Origin of the sequence: Novosphingopyxis baekryungensis DSM 16222 (assembly GCF_000420305.1) — a bacterium.
Lineage (GTDB): Bacteria > Pseudomonadota > Alphaproteobacteria > Sphingomonadales > Sphingomonadaceae > Novosphingopyxis > Novosphingopyxis baekryungensis.
In genome coordinates this window covers 171,110-185,424 of sequence record NZ_ATUR01000004.1, presented here as the reverse complement: position 1 = coordinate 185,424, position 14,315 = coordinate 171,110, and the positions used below count along the sequence as shown (strand labels likewise).

Genomic DNA, 14,315 nt, shown 5'->3' with positions numbered 1-14,315 from the left:
GTTTCTCCTTGCCACCTTCCTACGCTGCCGCCGCGCTTAGTCCAGCATTGCCTTGGGCGGCGGCGCGCGTCAGAAGGCATCGGATGGGTGAAACTGAGACAACCGGGCCGGTGGTCCGTTTTGAACATATGACGAAGCGTTATGGTGACGTGGCGGCGGTGGATGGCGTTTCGCTGGAGATTGCGGCGGGCAGCTTCGTCGCGCTGGTCGGCCAGTCGGGCTCCGGCAAGTCCACGTTGCTGAAGACGATCAACCGCCTGATCGTGCCGGATGAGGGACAGGTCATGCTGGATGGCGGAGATGTCGCCGCGCAGGAGCCGCACGCCCTGCGCCGATCGATCGGCTACGTCTTCCAGAATATCGGCCTGTTCCCGCATATGACGGTGGCCGAGAATATCCTGATCGACCGGCGGATTGCAGGGGAAGCCGGCGGCGGCGATGCCGGCGCATTGCTGGACATGGTCGAACTGCCGCGCGCTTTCGCCAGCCGCCGCCCCACGGAATTATCCGGCGGACAGGCGCAGCGTGTGGGCGTGGCGCGCGCACTGGCGGGGCGGCCGGGACTGATGCTGATGGACGAACCCTTCGGCGCGCTCGATCCGCTGACGCGCGATACGCTGGGTGAAACCTATCGCCGCCTGCACGAGCGGCTGGGCATGACCACGCTGATGGTGACGCACGACATGGCCGAGGCGCTGCTCCATGCCGACCGTGTTCTGGTGATGTCGCATGGCCAGGTGATTGCCGACGACACGCCCGACGGGATCATGAACGAACCGCTGCCCGAAGCGGCGCAGGCGCTGGTGGCGGTGCCCCGGCGGCAGGCCGAGCGGCTGGTCGCGATGGAGCGCGCTGGAAGGAAGGCACAGCCATGAACGATCGCTGGTCCAGCGCCTTCGAACGCGTGCCGACATTGCTCGCCGCGCATCTGGAACTGTGCATCGCCGCGCTGGCGCTCGCCATCCTGATCAGCCTGCCGCTTGCCATCCTGGCCGCGCGGAGGCCCGCGGTGGCCGGCGTGGTGCTGACCGGGGCCAGCCTGGTGCAGACCATCCCGACCCTGGCACTGCTGGCGCTGTTCTATCCGCTGCTGCTGGCGCTGCGATCGCTGCTGGGCGACTGGATCACGCCGCTTGGTTTCCTGCCGTCCCTGCTGTCGCTGACCCTCTATGCCTTGCTGCCGATCATCCGCAATGCGGTGACCGGGCTGACCGGCGTCGATCCGGCTATGACCGAGGCGGCGGACGGCGTGGGCATGACGCGGCGGCAGAAACTGCTCTGGGTGCAGGCCCCGCTGGCCGCGCCGACGATCATGGCCGGCATCCGCACCGCCGCCGTCTGGACCATCGGCATCGCCACGCTGGCCACCACCGTGGGGCAGACCAGCCTGGGCGATCTGATCTTTGCCGGATTGCAGACGCAGAACTGGTCGCTGGTGCTGGCCGGCTGCATCGCGTCGGCTGGCCTGGCGCTGGCGGCGGACCAGCTGCTTGGGCTGATCCAGCGCGGCATCGCGCAGCGTCAGCGGTGGAAGATATGGGCGGCGCTCACCATCATTGCCATTGGTCTGGCCACCGCGCTGGCACCGCGGTTGATCCCGTCCGGCGGTGACGGGCGCGAGCAGGTGACCGTGGGGGCCAAGACCTTTACCGAGCAATATATCATCGCGCGGCTGATCGGCGATCGGCTGGAAGCGGCAGGATATGACGTCGCCTACAAGGAGGGCCTCGGATCGGCCGTCGTGTTCCGCTCGCTGCTCAACGATTCGGTCGATGTCTATGTCGACTATGCCGGGACGATCTGGACCAACGAGATGAACCGCGAAAAGCCGATCGCGCGCGATGCCATGCGTGCCGCGATCGCGCAGTGGATGGCGCAGGAACATGACGCGCGGCTGATCGGCACGCTGGGTTTCGAAAATGCCTATGCCATTGCCGTGCGCCGCGCCGATGCGGACGCCGGGCTGCGCACGATCGACGATCTGGCGCGCCAGTCGTCCCGCCTGCGCTTTGGCGCCGATCTGGATTTTCTGGAGCGGCCGGAATGGCAGCAGCTGCAGGCGGCCTATCCGATCGACTTCGCCTCCAAACGCAGTTTCGATCCTACGTTCATGTATGCCGCTTTATCGAGCGGGCAGGTCGATGCGATCAGCGCCTTTTCCTCGGACGGACGGATCGCGGCGCAGAATTTCGTGACGCTGGAAGACCCCAAGGGGGTGCTGCCCAATTACGACGCGATCATGCTGGTGGCGCCGGGGCGGGCGAAGGACGCGCGCTTTCTGGCGGCGCTGGAGCCGCTGACAGGGAAGATCGATGTCGATCTGATGCGGCAGGCCAATTATCTGGTCGACCGGGAAGAGGACAAGCAGACGCCGGAGGCGGCGGCCCGTTGGCTAGCGCAGCAGATGGAAGATCAGGGAGACTAGACATATGCGGTTCTGGATAGTGACGCTTGCGGCGTGTTTTGCCGCGCTGTTCGGCCTGGGCTCCGCCGCGCAGGCGGAGGTGGTAGCCACCTTCTACAGCCAGGACTTCGGTGGCAGCTTTCCGCATGCCTTTGTGAAGTTGGAGGGCACCGACGATGTCACGGGCGCAGCGGTCGATACCAATTATGGCTTTACCGCCAAGACCATCAGCCCGGCCCTGCTCATGGGCTCTGTGCATGGCCGCCTCGATGTCGCCAAGCAGAGCTATATCGACGACAGCGACGCGCATTTCTCGGTCCGGCTGAGCGACGCGCAATATAAGGCGCTGATGGCCGAGGTGCGCCGTTGGGCCGCCGCACAGCAGCCGAGCTACAGCCTCAAAAAAGCCAATTGCGTCCACTTCATCGCCGGGGTGTCCAGGTCGATCGGCCTGAAGATCAATCCGCAGACCGAATATTGGAAGAAGCCGAAAAGCTTCCTGCGCGAGGTGAAGGCGCTCAACCCGGCGGTGCTCGCCCCGATCGAATAGGCCGTCTTGCCCGCCCCGGCGTCACGGCATGTGGACCATGCCGCGTTTGGCCGTGGCATAGATCGATGCCCCGGTGAAAATACCCAGGAGGACTGAAAGCACGCTGACCGGGCCAAAGCCGATGCTGTCGGTCAGCACGGCCAGCGCTGCCCAGGCCATCAGGACATAGTGAAACAGCGTGAACGTGATGACGCAGGCCTGCGCGGTAATCTCCCGCCAAAGCTCGTCATAGCGGTGCCAAAGATAGGCGTTGGTGGCCACCGCACCGATCAGGCCGATGACGGCAAATGTTCCAGCGGCAGCATCCGTCAGCTGTCCCGTAAAGCCCAGGGTGAGCAGGAACAGCGCGTAGAAGACGGCGCACAGCGCGCTCCAGCGCATCAGCGTGGTTTCGTCGGTCACATCCTCGCCCGGCCCAATGCCATAGGACCGCGCGACCGATGCTGGGAACAGCGACCCGGCAAAGCATCCCAAAGCCACCACCAGCGCCAGCAGTCCCATGGCCATGCCCGCCAGATGATCTGGCGCGATCCCGCTCAGGAACCTCTCCACGGGAACGTGACCAAAGTGCATCGCCGTGTAGCCGACCACAGCGCCAATCCCCATCGGCAGGATCAGGCGCTTCCAGGAAGCATTCTTTTTTTCCTTCGCTGCAAGTGTGTTCATGTCACGTCCTCCGGTGTCCAGCGATCGATGAAGATATCGGTCACCGGCACTTCAAACAGTTTCGCCATGCGCAGCGCGAGCGGCAGGCTGGGATCATATTTATCGGTTTCGACCGCGTTGATGGTCTGCCTGGATACGCCGAGCCGCCGGGCAAGTTCGCCCTGGCTCCACGCCGCCGCTTCGCGCAGCCCCTTCAACCGGTTTTCCAAACCTCGATCTCCCAACAGCCATTTGCGCTGACAAGAACTCTTTACTGTCAAAGGTTCTTGTCAGTCAAGAATTCTTTACAGACAGCCGTCGGCGATGCGTTACAGTGCCGGATTGTTATAGACATGCCAGGTCAGCAGCGATGCGGCGCCGCGATGGGGGGACCAGGTTTCGGTCAGGCGGCGGGCTTCTTTCTCGGCCGGGCGTTCGGGCAAATTGAGGATTTTGTGGAGGCCGGCCTGCACTGCAAGGTCGCCTGCCGGCCAGATGTCCGGGCGGCCCTCTGCGAACAGCAGATAGATTTCGGCAGACCAGCGCCCGATGCCCTTCACCCGCGTGAGATAGGCAATCGCCTCCTCATCATCCTGGGGCAGAGCGTCGAGTGGCAGATCGCCGGACAGTATCAGCTCGGCAAGCGAGCGGGCATAGCCCTGTTTTTGCCGGGAAAGCCCGCAGGCGCGCAAGGAGTCGAAATCCTGCGCAGTCAGCGCGCCGGGTGGGCAGCCTGGCCCCAACAACGTTTCCAGCTTGGTCCAGACCGATGCCGCCGCCGCCACGCTGACCTGCTGGCCAACGATGGTGCGCAGCAGCGTGGCATAACCGCGATCGCGGATGCGCGGCTCGGGATAGCCTGCAGCCGCCACGGCGCGCGCAACGGCAGGCTCCTGCGCGCCCAGCGTATCGAGCGCAGCGGTAATCTGATCGGCGGTCAGGCCCATCGGCAGCGGATCAGCCGCGCATGGCGGTGGCGTAGAGCGCGATGGCGGCGGCGTTGGAAACGTTGAGGCTTTCCATGCGATCGGAGATCGGCAGCCTGGCCAGCTGATCGCAATGCTCGCCGACATTGTGGCGCAGGCCTTCGCCTTCCGCGCCCAGCACCAGCGCATTGCGGCCCGGCGTCAGCGCGTCGGACAGAAGCATCTCCGATTCGCCGGCCAGCCCGATGCGCCAATAGCCCGCCTCTGCCGCCTCGATCAGCGCGCGCGACAAGTTCACGACGCGGATCCATGGCACCAGTTCCAGCGCGCCGGACGCGGCCTTGGCCACCACGCCGCTTTCGGGCGGGGCGTGCCGGTCCTGCGTCACCACGGCCACGGCATCGAAGGCGGCGGCGGAGCGGAAGATCGCGCCGACATTGTGCGGATCGGTCACTTGGTCGAGGAACAGCAAGGTGCCCTGCGGCCCGGCGTCCATCACATCGGCCAGATACAGATCGTCCAGCGGCATCACCTCGGCCACCATGCCCTGATGCGGCGCATCCTTGGGGACGTGCCGCGCAAGGTCCGTCACCTCGCAATATTGCACCTGCATGCCTTCGGGAATATCCAGCGTGGCTGCCGCTTCGCGCGTCAGGAACAGTTTCTTGACCTCACGGTCCTCATTGTCCAGCGCCGCCTCGACCGCGTGGCGGCCATAGAAATGCGGCAGGCCCCGTTTGGCTTCCTTGCGCGCGCGTCCTCGTTTGGCCATGGGCCTATCCTCTAATGCTATGATGCGAAGCGCCGGAAAGGCGCGTGGCAGCGCTGCCACAGCCGCCGCCCGCCTGCAACTGTGGCGGCAACTGACGCCTCACGCGCCGGGCGGGGAGCCGCGGTCCTGATTTTCCGGCAGCGGCAGCGGAACGGCGCCGCAAATGGTGCGCAGGGCAGACTTCAGCCCTTCCTCGATCGTGGGATGATAGAAGGGCATTTCGAGGAGCTGCGTGGCCGTCTGGCCCTGCTGTACGGCCCAGGCCAGCATATGGCCCAGATGCTCGCTCGCCGGGCAGCACAGATCCGCGCCGATCAGCCGGCCATCGGGGGCGGCGGCATAGAGCGTCAGCACGCCCTGATTGACGCCCTCGACGCGCGAACGGCCCTGATCGCTGAAATCGGCCACGCCGGTGATGACGCCCTCTTCTTCCGATTTGCCGACCCATACCGTGGGCGGGCTGGTGAACGTAATGCCGAAGGCGGCAAACCGCTCGCTCTTCACCGTGGCCGGAAACGCCACCGCGTTGCGCCCGGCCAAAGCGCCGTCCTGCGACGCTTCGTGCAGCAGCGGCAGATCGGACGCGACATCGCCGGCGATGAAGATCGCGCTGTCGCCGCATTGCATGCTGTTGCGATCGTGGACGGGCACGCCATGATCGTCCAGCGCGATCCCGGCCTTGTCCAGATCGAGGCTGTCGAGATTGGGCGGACGGCCCGTGGCCACCAGCACATAATCGAACGCCGCCTGACCAGAGGAGTCTCCGGTCCAGCGCAGCGAAACGCCATCCTCCTTCTGCTCGGCCTCCAGATCGACGCCCATATGAACGGTCAGATCGTTCGTGATGATGTCCTTCAACGCGTCATGGACACGGGCACAGCGCACGCTGCCCAACGTTTTGCCCGCGTCGAACAGCGTCACGTCCACGCCCAGCCGCGCCATCGCCTGCGCCAGCTCCAGCCCGATCGAGCCCGATCCGATCACCGCAAGCCGGTTCGGCAGGTCTTCCAGATCGAATATAGTCTCGTTGGTCAGCATGCGATCACCCAGATCGGCAAAGGCGTCCGGCACGAAGGGGGAAGAGCCGGTGGCGATCACGATGCTTCGCGCTTCCACCTCCTGGCCATTGTCCAGCGCAAGGCGATTGGCACCGATGAAGCGCGCGCGCGCCTGCATGCGCACATCGTCCGGCAGATCCTGAATATTTTCGCGCGTCAGGCGGGCAAAGCGGTCCCGCTCGTCGCGTACCCGCTGCATCACCGCCTTGCCGTCGATGGTCACGGTCGGCACGCGCACGCCGAACATGTCGGTCGTGCGCGCCCCATGGGCTGCATGCGATGCCGCGATCAGTAGCTTGGAGGGCATGCAGCCCACCGTGGCGCAGGTCGTCCCGGCAAAATAGGGATCGATCAGCAGGGCCTTGCCTCCGGCGGCATGAACAGCGCTTTGCGCCGCCAGCCCAGCCGTGCCCGCCCCGATGATCGCAACGTCGCAATGCAGTGTTTCCGCCATATCAGCCGCCGATGGTGATCGACTTGACGTTGGCGAACTCCTTCAGCCCAACCTCGCCATGTTCACGGCCATAGCCGGAGTCCTTCACGCCGCCGAACGGCATGTTTGGCTGGGCGATGGCGTAGGTGTTGATGTTGACCATGCCGGTGTCGAAATAGTCCGACGCCATCTTGATCGCGCGGGCTTCGTCCTTGCTGAAGATGCCGCCGCCAAGGCCATAGCGGCTGTCATTGGCGATGCGCATGGCGTCCTCATCGTCCTTCGCCTTGATGATCGAGGCGACGGGGCCAAAGATCTCGTCGTCATAGGCGGGCTGACCGGGCGTCACATCGGCGAGCGCGGTGGCGGGGTAGAACCAGCCCGTGCGATCCGGCACGGTGCCACCGGCAACCAGGCGCGCGCCCTTCTCGATGCTGGCTTCCACCTGCTTGTGCACCTGATCGCGCTGACTCTTGGAGACCAACGGGCCAAGCTTGGTGCCGTCCTGCGTGGGATCGCCCATCTCGATGGCGGCAAAAGCCTCGGCATAGCCCTTTACGAACGCGTCGTAATTCTTCTCGGTCACGATGAAGCGCTTGGCGTTGACGCAGGTCTGGCCATTGTTAAACAGACGCCCCTGCACGCAGGTCTTGATCGCCTTGTCCAGATCGGCATCGTCGAAGATCATATAGGCATCGTTCGATCCCAGCTCGAGCACGGTCTTCTTGGTGACCGAAGCGGCCTTCTGCGCCACCGTGCGGCCGGCCTTATCGCTGCCCGTCAGCGTCACGCCGCGCACCAGATCATGCTCGATGATCTTGTCGGACTGGTCATGGGTGATCAGGAGCACGCCGAACAGATCCTTCGGCAGACCCGCCGCCTCGTAGATTTCCTTCAGCTTCAGCGCGCTGCCAGTGCAGTTCTCGGAATGCTTCAGCAGCACGCCGTTGCCGACCATCAGGCTGGAGATGGAATAGCGCACCGCCTGATAGCAGGGGAAATTCCACGGCTGGATGCCGTAGATCACGCCCATCGGCGAATGGGTGACGATCCCGCGTCCCTGCTGCAGCTCGCGCTCTTCATCGGCTAGCATGTCCGGGCCGTTCTTGGCGGTATAATCGCAGATCCCGGCGCACAGATCGATTTCCTGCTTCGATCCGCCAAGCAGCTTGCCGACCTCGTCGGTCATCAGCTGGGCAAAGGCGTCCTTGTCCTTGCGCAGCTGCTCGCCGATGGCGCCGATGATCTTGGCGCGCTCTTCCAGGCTTTTCAGGCGCCATTCCAGATGCGCTTCATGGCTTTTGCGCACCACATCATTGGCTTCGGCATCCGTCATGATCGGATAGGTCTGCAGCACCTCTTCGGTCAGCGGATTGATGGTCTGAATGGTCTTGTCGCTCATGGGGATATCCTTCTTCGAAAATTGATCGGCGTGTCGGCATGGGAGTGCCGACGTCAGCCATAGCTTTGGTGATGCTTGGACAGCGTGTCGCTGGCATGCGCGAGGGCATCGGTCATCGCGTCGGAAAAGGTCGCGCCGGACAGATTGAAGATGCTGTTATGCGCGGTGCAAACGATCGGGCTGTCCGCCCAGTCGCGGCCGAGCCTGCGCGCCCACGCCGCATAATCGCCGGCCGCCCCGGCCCTCTTTTCCAGGCCGTCCGCAAGCTTGGGATGGAAACGCAGCGCGCGCTCGCCAACCACTTTCTGCACCAGCGAAGGAAGGTCGAACGCGTTCAGCGTGTCATCGACATGCACGATCCCGCTCGTCCGGTGACGCACCAGGACCGAGCCGACATGGACGCTTTCATCCCTGGAGATGAAATCGACGCCGGCGGGAATGGAAAAGTCCAGCACGTCGGAAAATTCGGCTTGCGTGGCGGCGTCTTCTATAAGGGCTTTGTCCCACTGAAGATCGGGCTGTATCCGATGATGGCGACGCGTGCCGATGAGACGCGCATGCGGCAACAGCGCGTGCACAAAGGCGCAATGGACGGTGTGGAACGGGTGCACGTTCAACACCGCTTCGATCTTGGTGCCGCCGTCCGTCAGCGCTTTCAGCGCTTCCAGACCCTCCTTGTCCAACTCGTAGGAATCGATCAGCAGGAATTTGCCATTGGGCCTGCGGACCAGAGACATATGGGCGCCGACGTTGAGAATCTTGGCGATCCGGAAATCGCCACGGATATTCCAGAAGTCGTCCGCCAGATGTTTGATGGCAGGGTGGTCGTTCGTTGATGTCATGATGCCAGTTGAAGCGCTGGACGTCGCTTTCGTTCCTTAGGCCGCGAGATATGCGCGGTGGGCAGGGCGGGCGATATGGCCCGCGCAGGCGCTAGGGCGCCTCGCTGGCCTCCTCTTCCGACGTCATGGCGAGCGCGGTCGTCCGGGCCATGCCGAGATAGGCCGTCTGATCCTCGCTCGGCACGGGCGGAGCGGCGTAGAGCCGCCACATGCCGAACAGCGCCGCCAGCAAGGCCGCCAGCCCGATCGTGCCGAACAGGCCGGGCGGACCGAAGATGGCCATGCCGAGCGATCCGATCAGCGGCCCGGCCACCGCGCCTGCCGAATAGAGCATGACCAGACTGCCGCTGGCCCCCACGCGGTCGCCCGCCTCGATATGATCATTGGTGTGCGCCACGCACAGCGGATAGAGCGCAAAGGCAAGGCCGCCGAACATCGCGCCGAGCGCGAACAGCAGCAGCCGTATCTCGCTCAGCACAGTCAGCGCAGCGCAGACCAGCGCGGCCATCATGAAGCTGCTGACCAGCACGCGGCGGCGGTCGAACCGGTCCGACAGCATGCCGAGCGGCCACTGCAGCAGCACGCCCCCGCCGATCGCGCAGGAGGTGAAGAAGGCCACGTCCGAAATGCTGAGGCCCAGCCTGCGAATGAACACCGCGCCCAGGGCATAAAAAGCGCCCAGCATGACGCCGGTTGCCGCGGTGCCGACCACGCCGAGCGGAGAGATGCCGTACAACCGCTTGATCGACAGGGGCTTCATGTCCTGAATTGCGGGCTGGGTCGCCTTGGTCAGCGCCACCGGCAGCAACGCCAGCGACAACAGGATGGCGGAGAACATGAACGGCAGCGCGGGCGCTTCCTGGCTCAGATTGAGCAGGAACTGGCCCAGGGCCTGCCCCAGATACAAGGCCACCATATAGGCGGCCAGCGCAGAGCTGCGCGTGGTGCTGTCGGTACGGTCGTTCAGCCAGCTTTCCAGACAGACGAAGATCCCGGCGATGGTGAACCCGTCGACGAAGCGCAGCACCGTCCAGAAGGCGACATCCTGCCACAGCGCATAGGACAGGCTGCTGGCGGAGAACATGGACAGGAAGGCGGCGATCGACCGGATATGCCCGACCTGGCCGATCAGCTTGCCAACCCGCAGCGATCCCACGGTCAGGCCTGCAAAATAGGCGGTGCCGACCAGACCGATCAGCGGGGCCGGCGTGCCGCCCAGCTCCAGCCGCACCGCAATGAGCGTGGACAGGAAACCACTGCCGGCCATGATCATGAAGATCGCCAGCAAGAAGGTGCGGACATTGTTCAGCGCAGACAACATGGAGCGCGCCTATAGTCCCGGCCGCCCATATGTGCCAGCGCAGCGAATGCGCATCGTCAAAACAGATGCGATGGCGCACGCCAAAGGGGCAGGGGCAGGCGGTGCCGGGATATCGGCGTGGATCGAAGCAAGGGAAGTCTGGTGGACAGGGCTGGATTCGAACCAGCGTACGGAAAACCGGGCAGATTTACAGTCTGCTGCCTTTAACCACTCGGCCACCTGTCCCCAGGGTCGACCGCTCCGATGGAGCGGCGGTCCGCGAGCGGCCACGCCGCGGACAAGGCCGGGTCAATGGCGAGGCGGCGGTTCGATGTCAAGCGCTGCGCCGCTGCAAATTTTGCCTTGCCGGTGTCTGCCGCACCCTCAGCTTTCGTCTGGCGTGACCACCACCAGCGCCGCGTCCTTCTGCACCTGAGCGCCTTGGCTGGCTTTCAGCTCGGTCACCGTGCCGTCGAACGGCGCAGTGAGGCTGTGTTCCATCTTCATGGCTTCCAGCGTGACCAGCTTGTCGCCCGTCTTCACCGCATCGCCCTCGGCCACGCTGACGGCGATGATCTTGCCGGGCATGGGCGCAAGGATCGCGCCGTCGCCGGCAGCCGCCGCGCCGCTGCCGTCCGCGCGGAAGGGTTGGAGCTGCCATACTTCGCCCTCGCTGGCGATCAGCAGTTCCTCGGCGGGTTCCTCCACGCCTGTACCGACGGGCAGTTCCACCGGATCGCCATCGAGCAGGAACCAGGCGCTGTCCTTGCGCGGCGCATTGAGGCGGAAGCCCGCCATCGGGCCGCCCTGGATCAACGCATCGGCCTCTTCGCCCAGCTCCTCGTCCGTCGGGGCGCCCTGCGGCATCAGATCGTCGCCCGCACGGCCGATCAGGCCGGTGTCCAGATTGGCGGCAACGAAGTCCGGATGATCGAGCGCGCGCACCAGGAAGCCGGCATTGCTCTTGACCGGCCAGACGGCGCTGTCGGCCACCATCTCGCGCAGGCCCGCCAGCGCCTCGTCGCGGCTCGCGCCATGGCAGATCAGCTTGGCGATCATGGGATCGTAAAAGGGCGATATGTCCGCGCCTTCGCCCACGCCGGTTTCAACCCGGCCCATATCCGGCAGATCGAACAGTTCCAGCCGCCCGGTGCTGGGCAGAAAGCCGCTGGCCGGATCCTCGGCATAGAGCCGCGCCTCGATGGCGTGGCCGTTGATGGCAAGCTCGTCCTGCTGCATCGGGATCGGCTCGCCGCTGGCCACGCGCAATTGCCATTCGACCAGATCGACGCCGGTGATCTCCTCGGTCACCGGATGTTCGACCTGAAGCCGCGTGTTCATTTCCATGAAGTAAATATGGTCGGCGCGCAGACCCTCGGAGCCGTCGGCGATGAACTCGATCGTGCCCGCGCCTTCATAATCCACCGCCTTGGCGGCGCGCACGGCTGCGTCGCAGACGGAGGCACGGGTGGCCTCGTCCATGCCGGGGGCAGGGGCTTCCTCGATCACCTTCTGGTGGCGGCGCTGGAGCGAGCAGTCCCGCTCGAACAGGTGGACGACGTTGCCGAGGGAATCGCCGAAGACCTGCACCTCGATATGGCGCGGGCTTTCGACCCATTTTTCGATCAGCACGATATCATTGCCGAACGCCGCTTTGGCTTCGCGCTGGGCGGATTGCAGTCCGTCGGCAAAGCCCTCGGCGGCCTCCACCTTGCGCATGCCCTTGCCGCCGCCGCCCGCAACCGCCTTGATCAGCACCGGATAGCCGATCTCGGCGGCGCGCTCGGCAAGATAATCGGGGTCCTGATTGTCGCCGATATAGCCGGGCGTGGTCGGCACCCCGGCCTTGTCCATCAGTGTCTTGGCCGCGTCCTTCAGGCCCATGGCGCGGATGCTGGCGGGCTTGGGGCCGACCCAGATCAGCCCCGCATCCAGCACCGCCTGCGCGAAGTCCGCATTCTCGCTGAGGAAGCCATAGCCGGGATGGATCGCCTCCGCGCCGCTGTCTTTGGCCGCAGCGATGATCTTGTCACCGACCAGATAGCTCTCGTTCGCGGGCGAGGGCCCGATATGCACGGCCTCATCGGCCATGCGCATATGCAACGCGTTGGCGTCGGCGTCCGAATAGACCGCGACGGTACGAATGCCGAGCGCGCGTGCAGTACGGATAACGCGGCAGGCGATTTCGCCGCGATTGGCGATAAGGAGGGATTTAAGCATGAAGGACCTCGATTGATCCCCTGACCGGGGCACAGATATGGCTGGAGCGTCGGGGCATCATCACATCCGGAAAACACCGAACTGCGGCTTCTCCGGCACCGGCGCATTCAGGCAGGCCCCGAAGGCCAGGCCGAGCACATCCCTCGTCTGCGCGGGATCGATGATGCCATCGTCCCAGCCGCGGGCGGTGGCGTAATAGGGGTTGCCCTCTTCCTCATATTTCTCGCGGATCGGCGCCTTGAAGGCTTCGGCCTCTTCTTCGCTCCAGTTGTCCGCATCGCGGTGCACGGTGGCGAGCACGCTGGCCGCCTGTTCGCCGCCCATCACGCTGATCCGGCTATTGGGCCAGCTGAACAGGAAGCGCGGCGAATAAGCGCGCCCGCTCATGCCGTAATTGCCCGCGCCGAAGCTGCCGCCGATCAGGACGGTGACCTTGGGCACGCTGGCCGTGGCCACCGCGGTGACGAGCTTGGCGCCATGTTTGGCGATGCCCTCCGCCTCATATTTTCCGCCGACCATGAAGCCGCTGATATTCTGCAGGAACAATAGCGGGATGCGCCGCTGGCAGGCCAGTTCGATGAAATGCGCGCCCTTGACCGCACTCTCGCTGAACAGGATGCCGTTATTGGCCAGGATCGCCACCGGAAGCCCGTGGATATGGGCAAAGCCGCAGACCAGCGTTTCGCCGTAGAGCGCCTTGAACTCCTGAAACTCGCTGCCGTCGACGAGCCGGGCGATAATCTCGCGCACATCATAGGGCTGGCGCACGTCCTGCGGGATGATGCCGTACAATTCTTCCGCATCGAAGCGGGGCGGGCGGGGCGCGGCCAGGTTGACGTCCGGCACATGGTCCTGCGGCAGGGTGCTGACGATATCGCGCACGATGGTCAGGGCATGCTCGTCGCTCTCGGCGACATGATCGACCACGCCGCTCTTGCGTCCGTGCAGATCGCCGCCGCCCAGATCCTCGGCGCTGATCTCCTCGCCGGTCGCCGCTTTCACCAGCGGTGGACCCCCTAAGAAGATGGTGCCCTGCTCGCGCACGATCACGCTTTCGTCGGCCATGGCCGGCACATAGGCGCCGCCTGCGGTGCAGCTGCCCATCACGCAGGCGATCTGCGCAATGCCCTGGCTGCTCATCTGCGCCTGGTTGAAGAAGATGCGGCCGAAATGGTCGCGGTCCGGAAACACCTCGGCCTGATGCGGCAGGTTCGCGCCGCCGCTATCGACCAGATAGATGCACGGCAGCCGGTTTTCCTGTGCGATCTCCTGCGCGCGGACATGCTTCTTCACCGTCATCGGATAATAGGTGCCGCCCTTCACCGTGGCGTCGTTGCAGACGATCATGCACTGGCGGCCAGAGACGCGGCCGATGCCTGCAATCACGCCGGCACCCGGAATATCGTCCTTGCCGTACAAACCATTGGCGGCAAGCTGGCCGATCTCGAGGAAAGGCGAGCCCGCATCAAGCAGCCGTTCCACCCGGTCACGCGGGAGTAGTTTGCCCCTATCGACATGACGCTGCCGACTGCCCTCGGCCCCGCCCAGCGCAGCGGTCGCCACATCGGCGCGCAAATTTTCCACCAGCGCACGGTTATGCGCGGCATTGGCGGCAAAAGCCTCGCCGCCGGTGTCGATCTGGCTGGTCAGCACCGGTGCACTCATGGCGCTGGCACTTGCGTGGGGGCGGGCTGTATTCTGGTCGCTGGCATGGTCTCTCCTGTCACCGCGACAGGCCTAGCGAGCAGCGGCGTGCATGGAAA

General features: G+C 64.7%; 13 protein-coding genes and 1 tRNA gene. 3 read left to right on the top strand and 11 right to left on the bottom strand.

The window, feature by feature from the left end; translation table 11 throughout:
- Window positions 1-128: 128 nt before the first annotated feature.
- From G410_RS0107775 to G410_RS16070, 3 genes are read left to right on the top strand one after another with little or no spacing between them, the layout of a single operon-like run.
- Window positions 129-875, top strand: coding sequence for an ATP-binding cassette domain-containing protein (locus tag G410_RS0107775; protein ID WP_245559318.1), 747 nt, complete (start codon window positions 129-131; stop codon window positions 873-875).
- Window positions 872-2,425 (top strand): ABC transporter permease/substrate-binding protein, encoded by a 1,554-nt coding sequence (locus G410_RS0107770; RefSeq protein WP_022673088.1) that lies wholly within the window; start codon window positions 872-874, stop codon window positions 2,423-2,425. The genes G410_RS0107775 and G410_RS0107770 overlap by 4 nt, the downstream gene beginning before the upstream one ends.
- A 4-nt stretch (window positions 2,426-2,429) precedes the next feature.
- Window positions 2,430-2,954: a hypothetical protein gene (locus tag G410_RS16070; protein ID WP_022673087.1), complete on the top strand. Its 525-nt coding sequence runs from the start codon at window positions 2,430-2,432 to the stop codon at window positions 2,952-2,954.
- 21 nt (window positions 2,955-2,975) lie between these two features.
- Here G410_RS16070 and G410_RS0107760 read toward each other — a convergent pair whose 3' ends face one another.
- From G410_RS0107760 to G410_RS0107710, 11 genes are all read right to left on the bottom strand, one after another.
- Window positions 2,976-3,620 carry a hypothetical protein gene (locus G410_RS0107760; protein ID WP_022673086.1) on the bottom strand — a complete coding sequence of 215 codons (645 nt, stop codon included), beginning with the start codon at window positions 3,618-3,620 and terminating at the stop codon, window positions 2,976-2,978.
- Entirely contained in the window at window positions 3,617-3,829 is a 213-nt protein-coding gene (locus G410_RS0107755) for a helix-turn-helix transcriptional regulator (RefSeq protein ID WP_022673085.1), read from the bottom strand. The genes G410_RS0107760 and G410_RS0107755 overlap by 4 nt, the downstream gene beginning before the upstream one ends.
- 99 nt (window positions 3,830-3,928) lie before the next feature.
- Complete coding sequence (locus G410_RS0107750) at window positions 3,929-4,546, bottom strand: DNA-3-methyladenine glycosylase family protein (protein WP_022673084.1); 618 nt, start codon at window positions 4,544-4,546, stop codon at window positions 3,929-3,931.
- A gap of 10 nt (window positions 4,547-4,556) precedes the next feature.
- Window positions 4,557-5,297 (bottom strand): 23S rRNA (guanosine(2251)-2'-O)-methyltransferase RlmB, encoded by a 741-nt coding sequence (gene rlmB, locus G410_RS0107745; protein ID WP_022673083.1) that lies wholly within the window; start codon window positions 5,295-5,297, stop codon window positions 4,557-4,559.
- Window positions 5,298-5,396: 99 nt separating this feature from the next.
- Window positions 5,397-6,809 carry a dihydrolipoyl dehydrogenase gene (locus G410_RS0107740; protein WP_022673082.1) on the bottom strand — a complete coding sequence of 471 codons (1,413 nt, stop codon included), beginning with the start codon at window positions 6,807-6,809 and terminating at the stop codon, window positions 5,397-5,399.
- Between the two features lies 1 nt (window position 6,810).
- A complete protein-coding gene (locus G410_RS0107735; protein WP_022673081.1) occupies window positions 6,811-8,190 on the bottom strand; it encodes an NAD-dependent succinate-semialdehyde dehydrogenase in 1,380 nt (459 codons plus the stop codon).
- 53 nt (window positions 8,191-8,243) lie between these two features.
- Window positions 8,244-9,032 carry a hypothetical protein gene (locus G410_RS16065; RefSeq protein WP_022673080.1) on the bottom strand — a complete coding sequence of 263 codons (789 nt, stop codon included), beginning with the start codon at window positions 9,030-9,032 and terminating at the stop codon, window positions 8,244-8,246.
- A 91-nt stretch (window positions 9,033-9,123) separates the two neighbouring features.
- The gene (locus G410_RS0107725; protein ID WP_022673079.1) at window positions 9,124-10,353 is read right to left on the bottom strand and encodes an MFS transporter; all 1,230 of its coding nucleotides are present in this window, start codon (window positions 10,351-10,353) and stop codon (window positions 9,124-9,126) included.
- A gap of 139 nt (window positions 10,354-10,492) precedes the next feature.
- Window positions 10,493-10,578, bottom strand: a tRNA-Tyr gene (locus G410_RS0107720).
- 138 nt (window positions 10,579-10,716) lie between these two features.
- Window positions 10,717-12,552, bottom strand: coding sequence for an acetyl/propionyl/methylcrotonyl-CoA carboxylase subunit alpha (locus tag G410_RS0107715; protein ID WP_022673078.1), 1,836 nt, complete (start codon window positions 12,550-12,552; stop codon window positions 10,717-10,719).
- A 60-nt stretch (window positions 12,553-12,612) separates the two neighbouring features.
- On the bottom strand, window positions 12,613-14,217 hold the full coding sequence (locus tag G410_RS0107710) for a carboxyl transferase domain-containing protein (RefSeq protein WP_022673077.1): 1,605 nt from the start codon (window positions 14,215-14,217) through the stop codon (window positions 12,613-12,615).
- Between the last annotated feature and the right edge of the window lie 98 nt (window positions 14,218-14,315).

Excerpts from the sequence above, each read along its gene's own strand:
- G410_RS0107775 (WP_245559318.1), top strand. The coding sequence starts at position 129 with ATGACGAAGCGTTATGGTGACGTGGCGGCGGTGGATGGCGTTTCGCTG.
- G410_RS0107770 (WP_022673088.1), top strand. The coding sequence starts at position 872 with ATGAACGATCGCTGGTCCAGCGCCTTCGAACGCGTGCCGACATTGCTC.
- G410_RS16070 (WP_022673087.1), top strand. The coding sequence starts at position 2,430 with ATGCGGTTCTGGATAGTGACGCTTGCGGCGTGTTTTGCCGCGCTGTTC.
- G410_RS0107760 (WP_022673086.1), bottom strand. The coding sequence starts at position 3,620 with ATGAACACACTTGCAGCGAAGGAAAAAAAGAATGCTTCCTGGAAGCGC.
- G410_RS0107750 (WP_022673084.1), bottom strand. The coding sequence starts at position 4,546 with ATGGGCCTGACCGCCGATCAGATTACCGCTGCGCTCGATACGCTGGGC.
- rlmB (WP_022673083.1), bottom strand. The coding sequence starts at position 5,297 with ATGGCCAAACGAGGACGCGCGCGCAAGGAAGCCAAACGGGGCCTGCCG.
- G410_RS0107740 (WP_022673082.1), bottom strand. The coding sequence starts at position 6,809 with ATGGCGGAAACACTGCATTGCGACGTTGCGATCATCGGGGCGGGCACG.
- G410_RS0107735 (WP_022673081.1), bottom strand. The coding sequence starts at position 8,190 with ATGAGCGACAAGACCATTCAGACCATCAATCCGCTGACCGAAGAGGTG.
- G410_RS16065 (WP_022673080.1), bottom strand. The coding sequence starts at position 9,032 with ATGACATCAACGAACGACCACCCTGCCATCAAACATCTGGCGGACGAC.
- G410_RS0107725 (WP_022673079.1), bottom strand. The coding sequence starts at position 10,353 with ATGTTGTCTGCGCTGAACAATGTCCGCACCTTCTTGCTGGCGATCTTC.
- G410_RS0107715 (WP_022673078.1), bottom strand. The coding sequence starts at position 12,552 with ATGCTTAAATCCCTCCTTATCGCCAATCGCGGCGAAATCGCCTGCCGC.
- G410_RS0107710 (WP_022673077.1), bottom strand. The coding sequence starts at position 14,217 with ATGAGTGCACCGGTGCTGACCAGCCAGATCGACACCGGCGGCGAGGCT.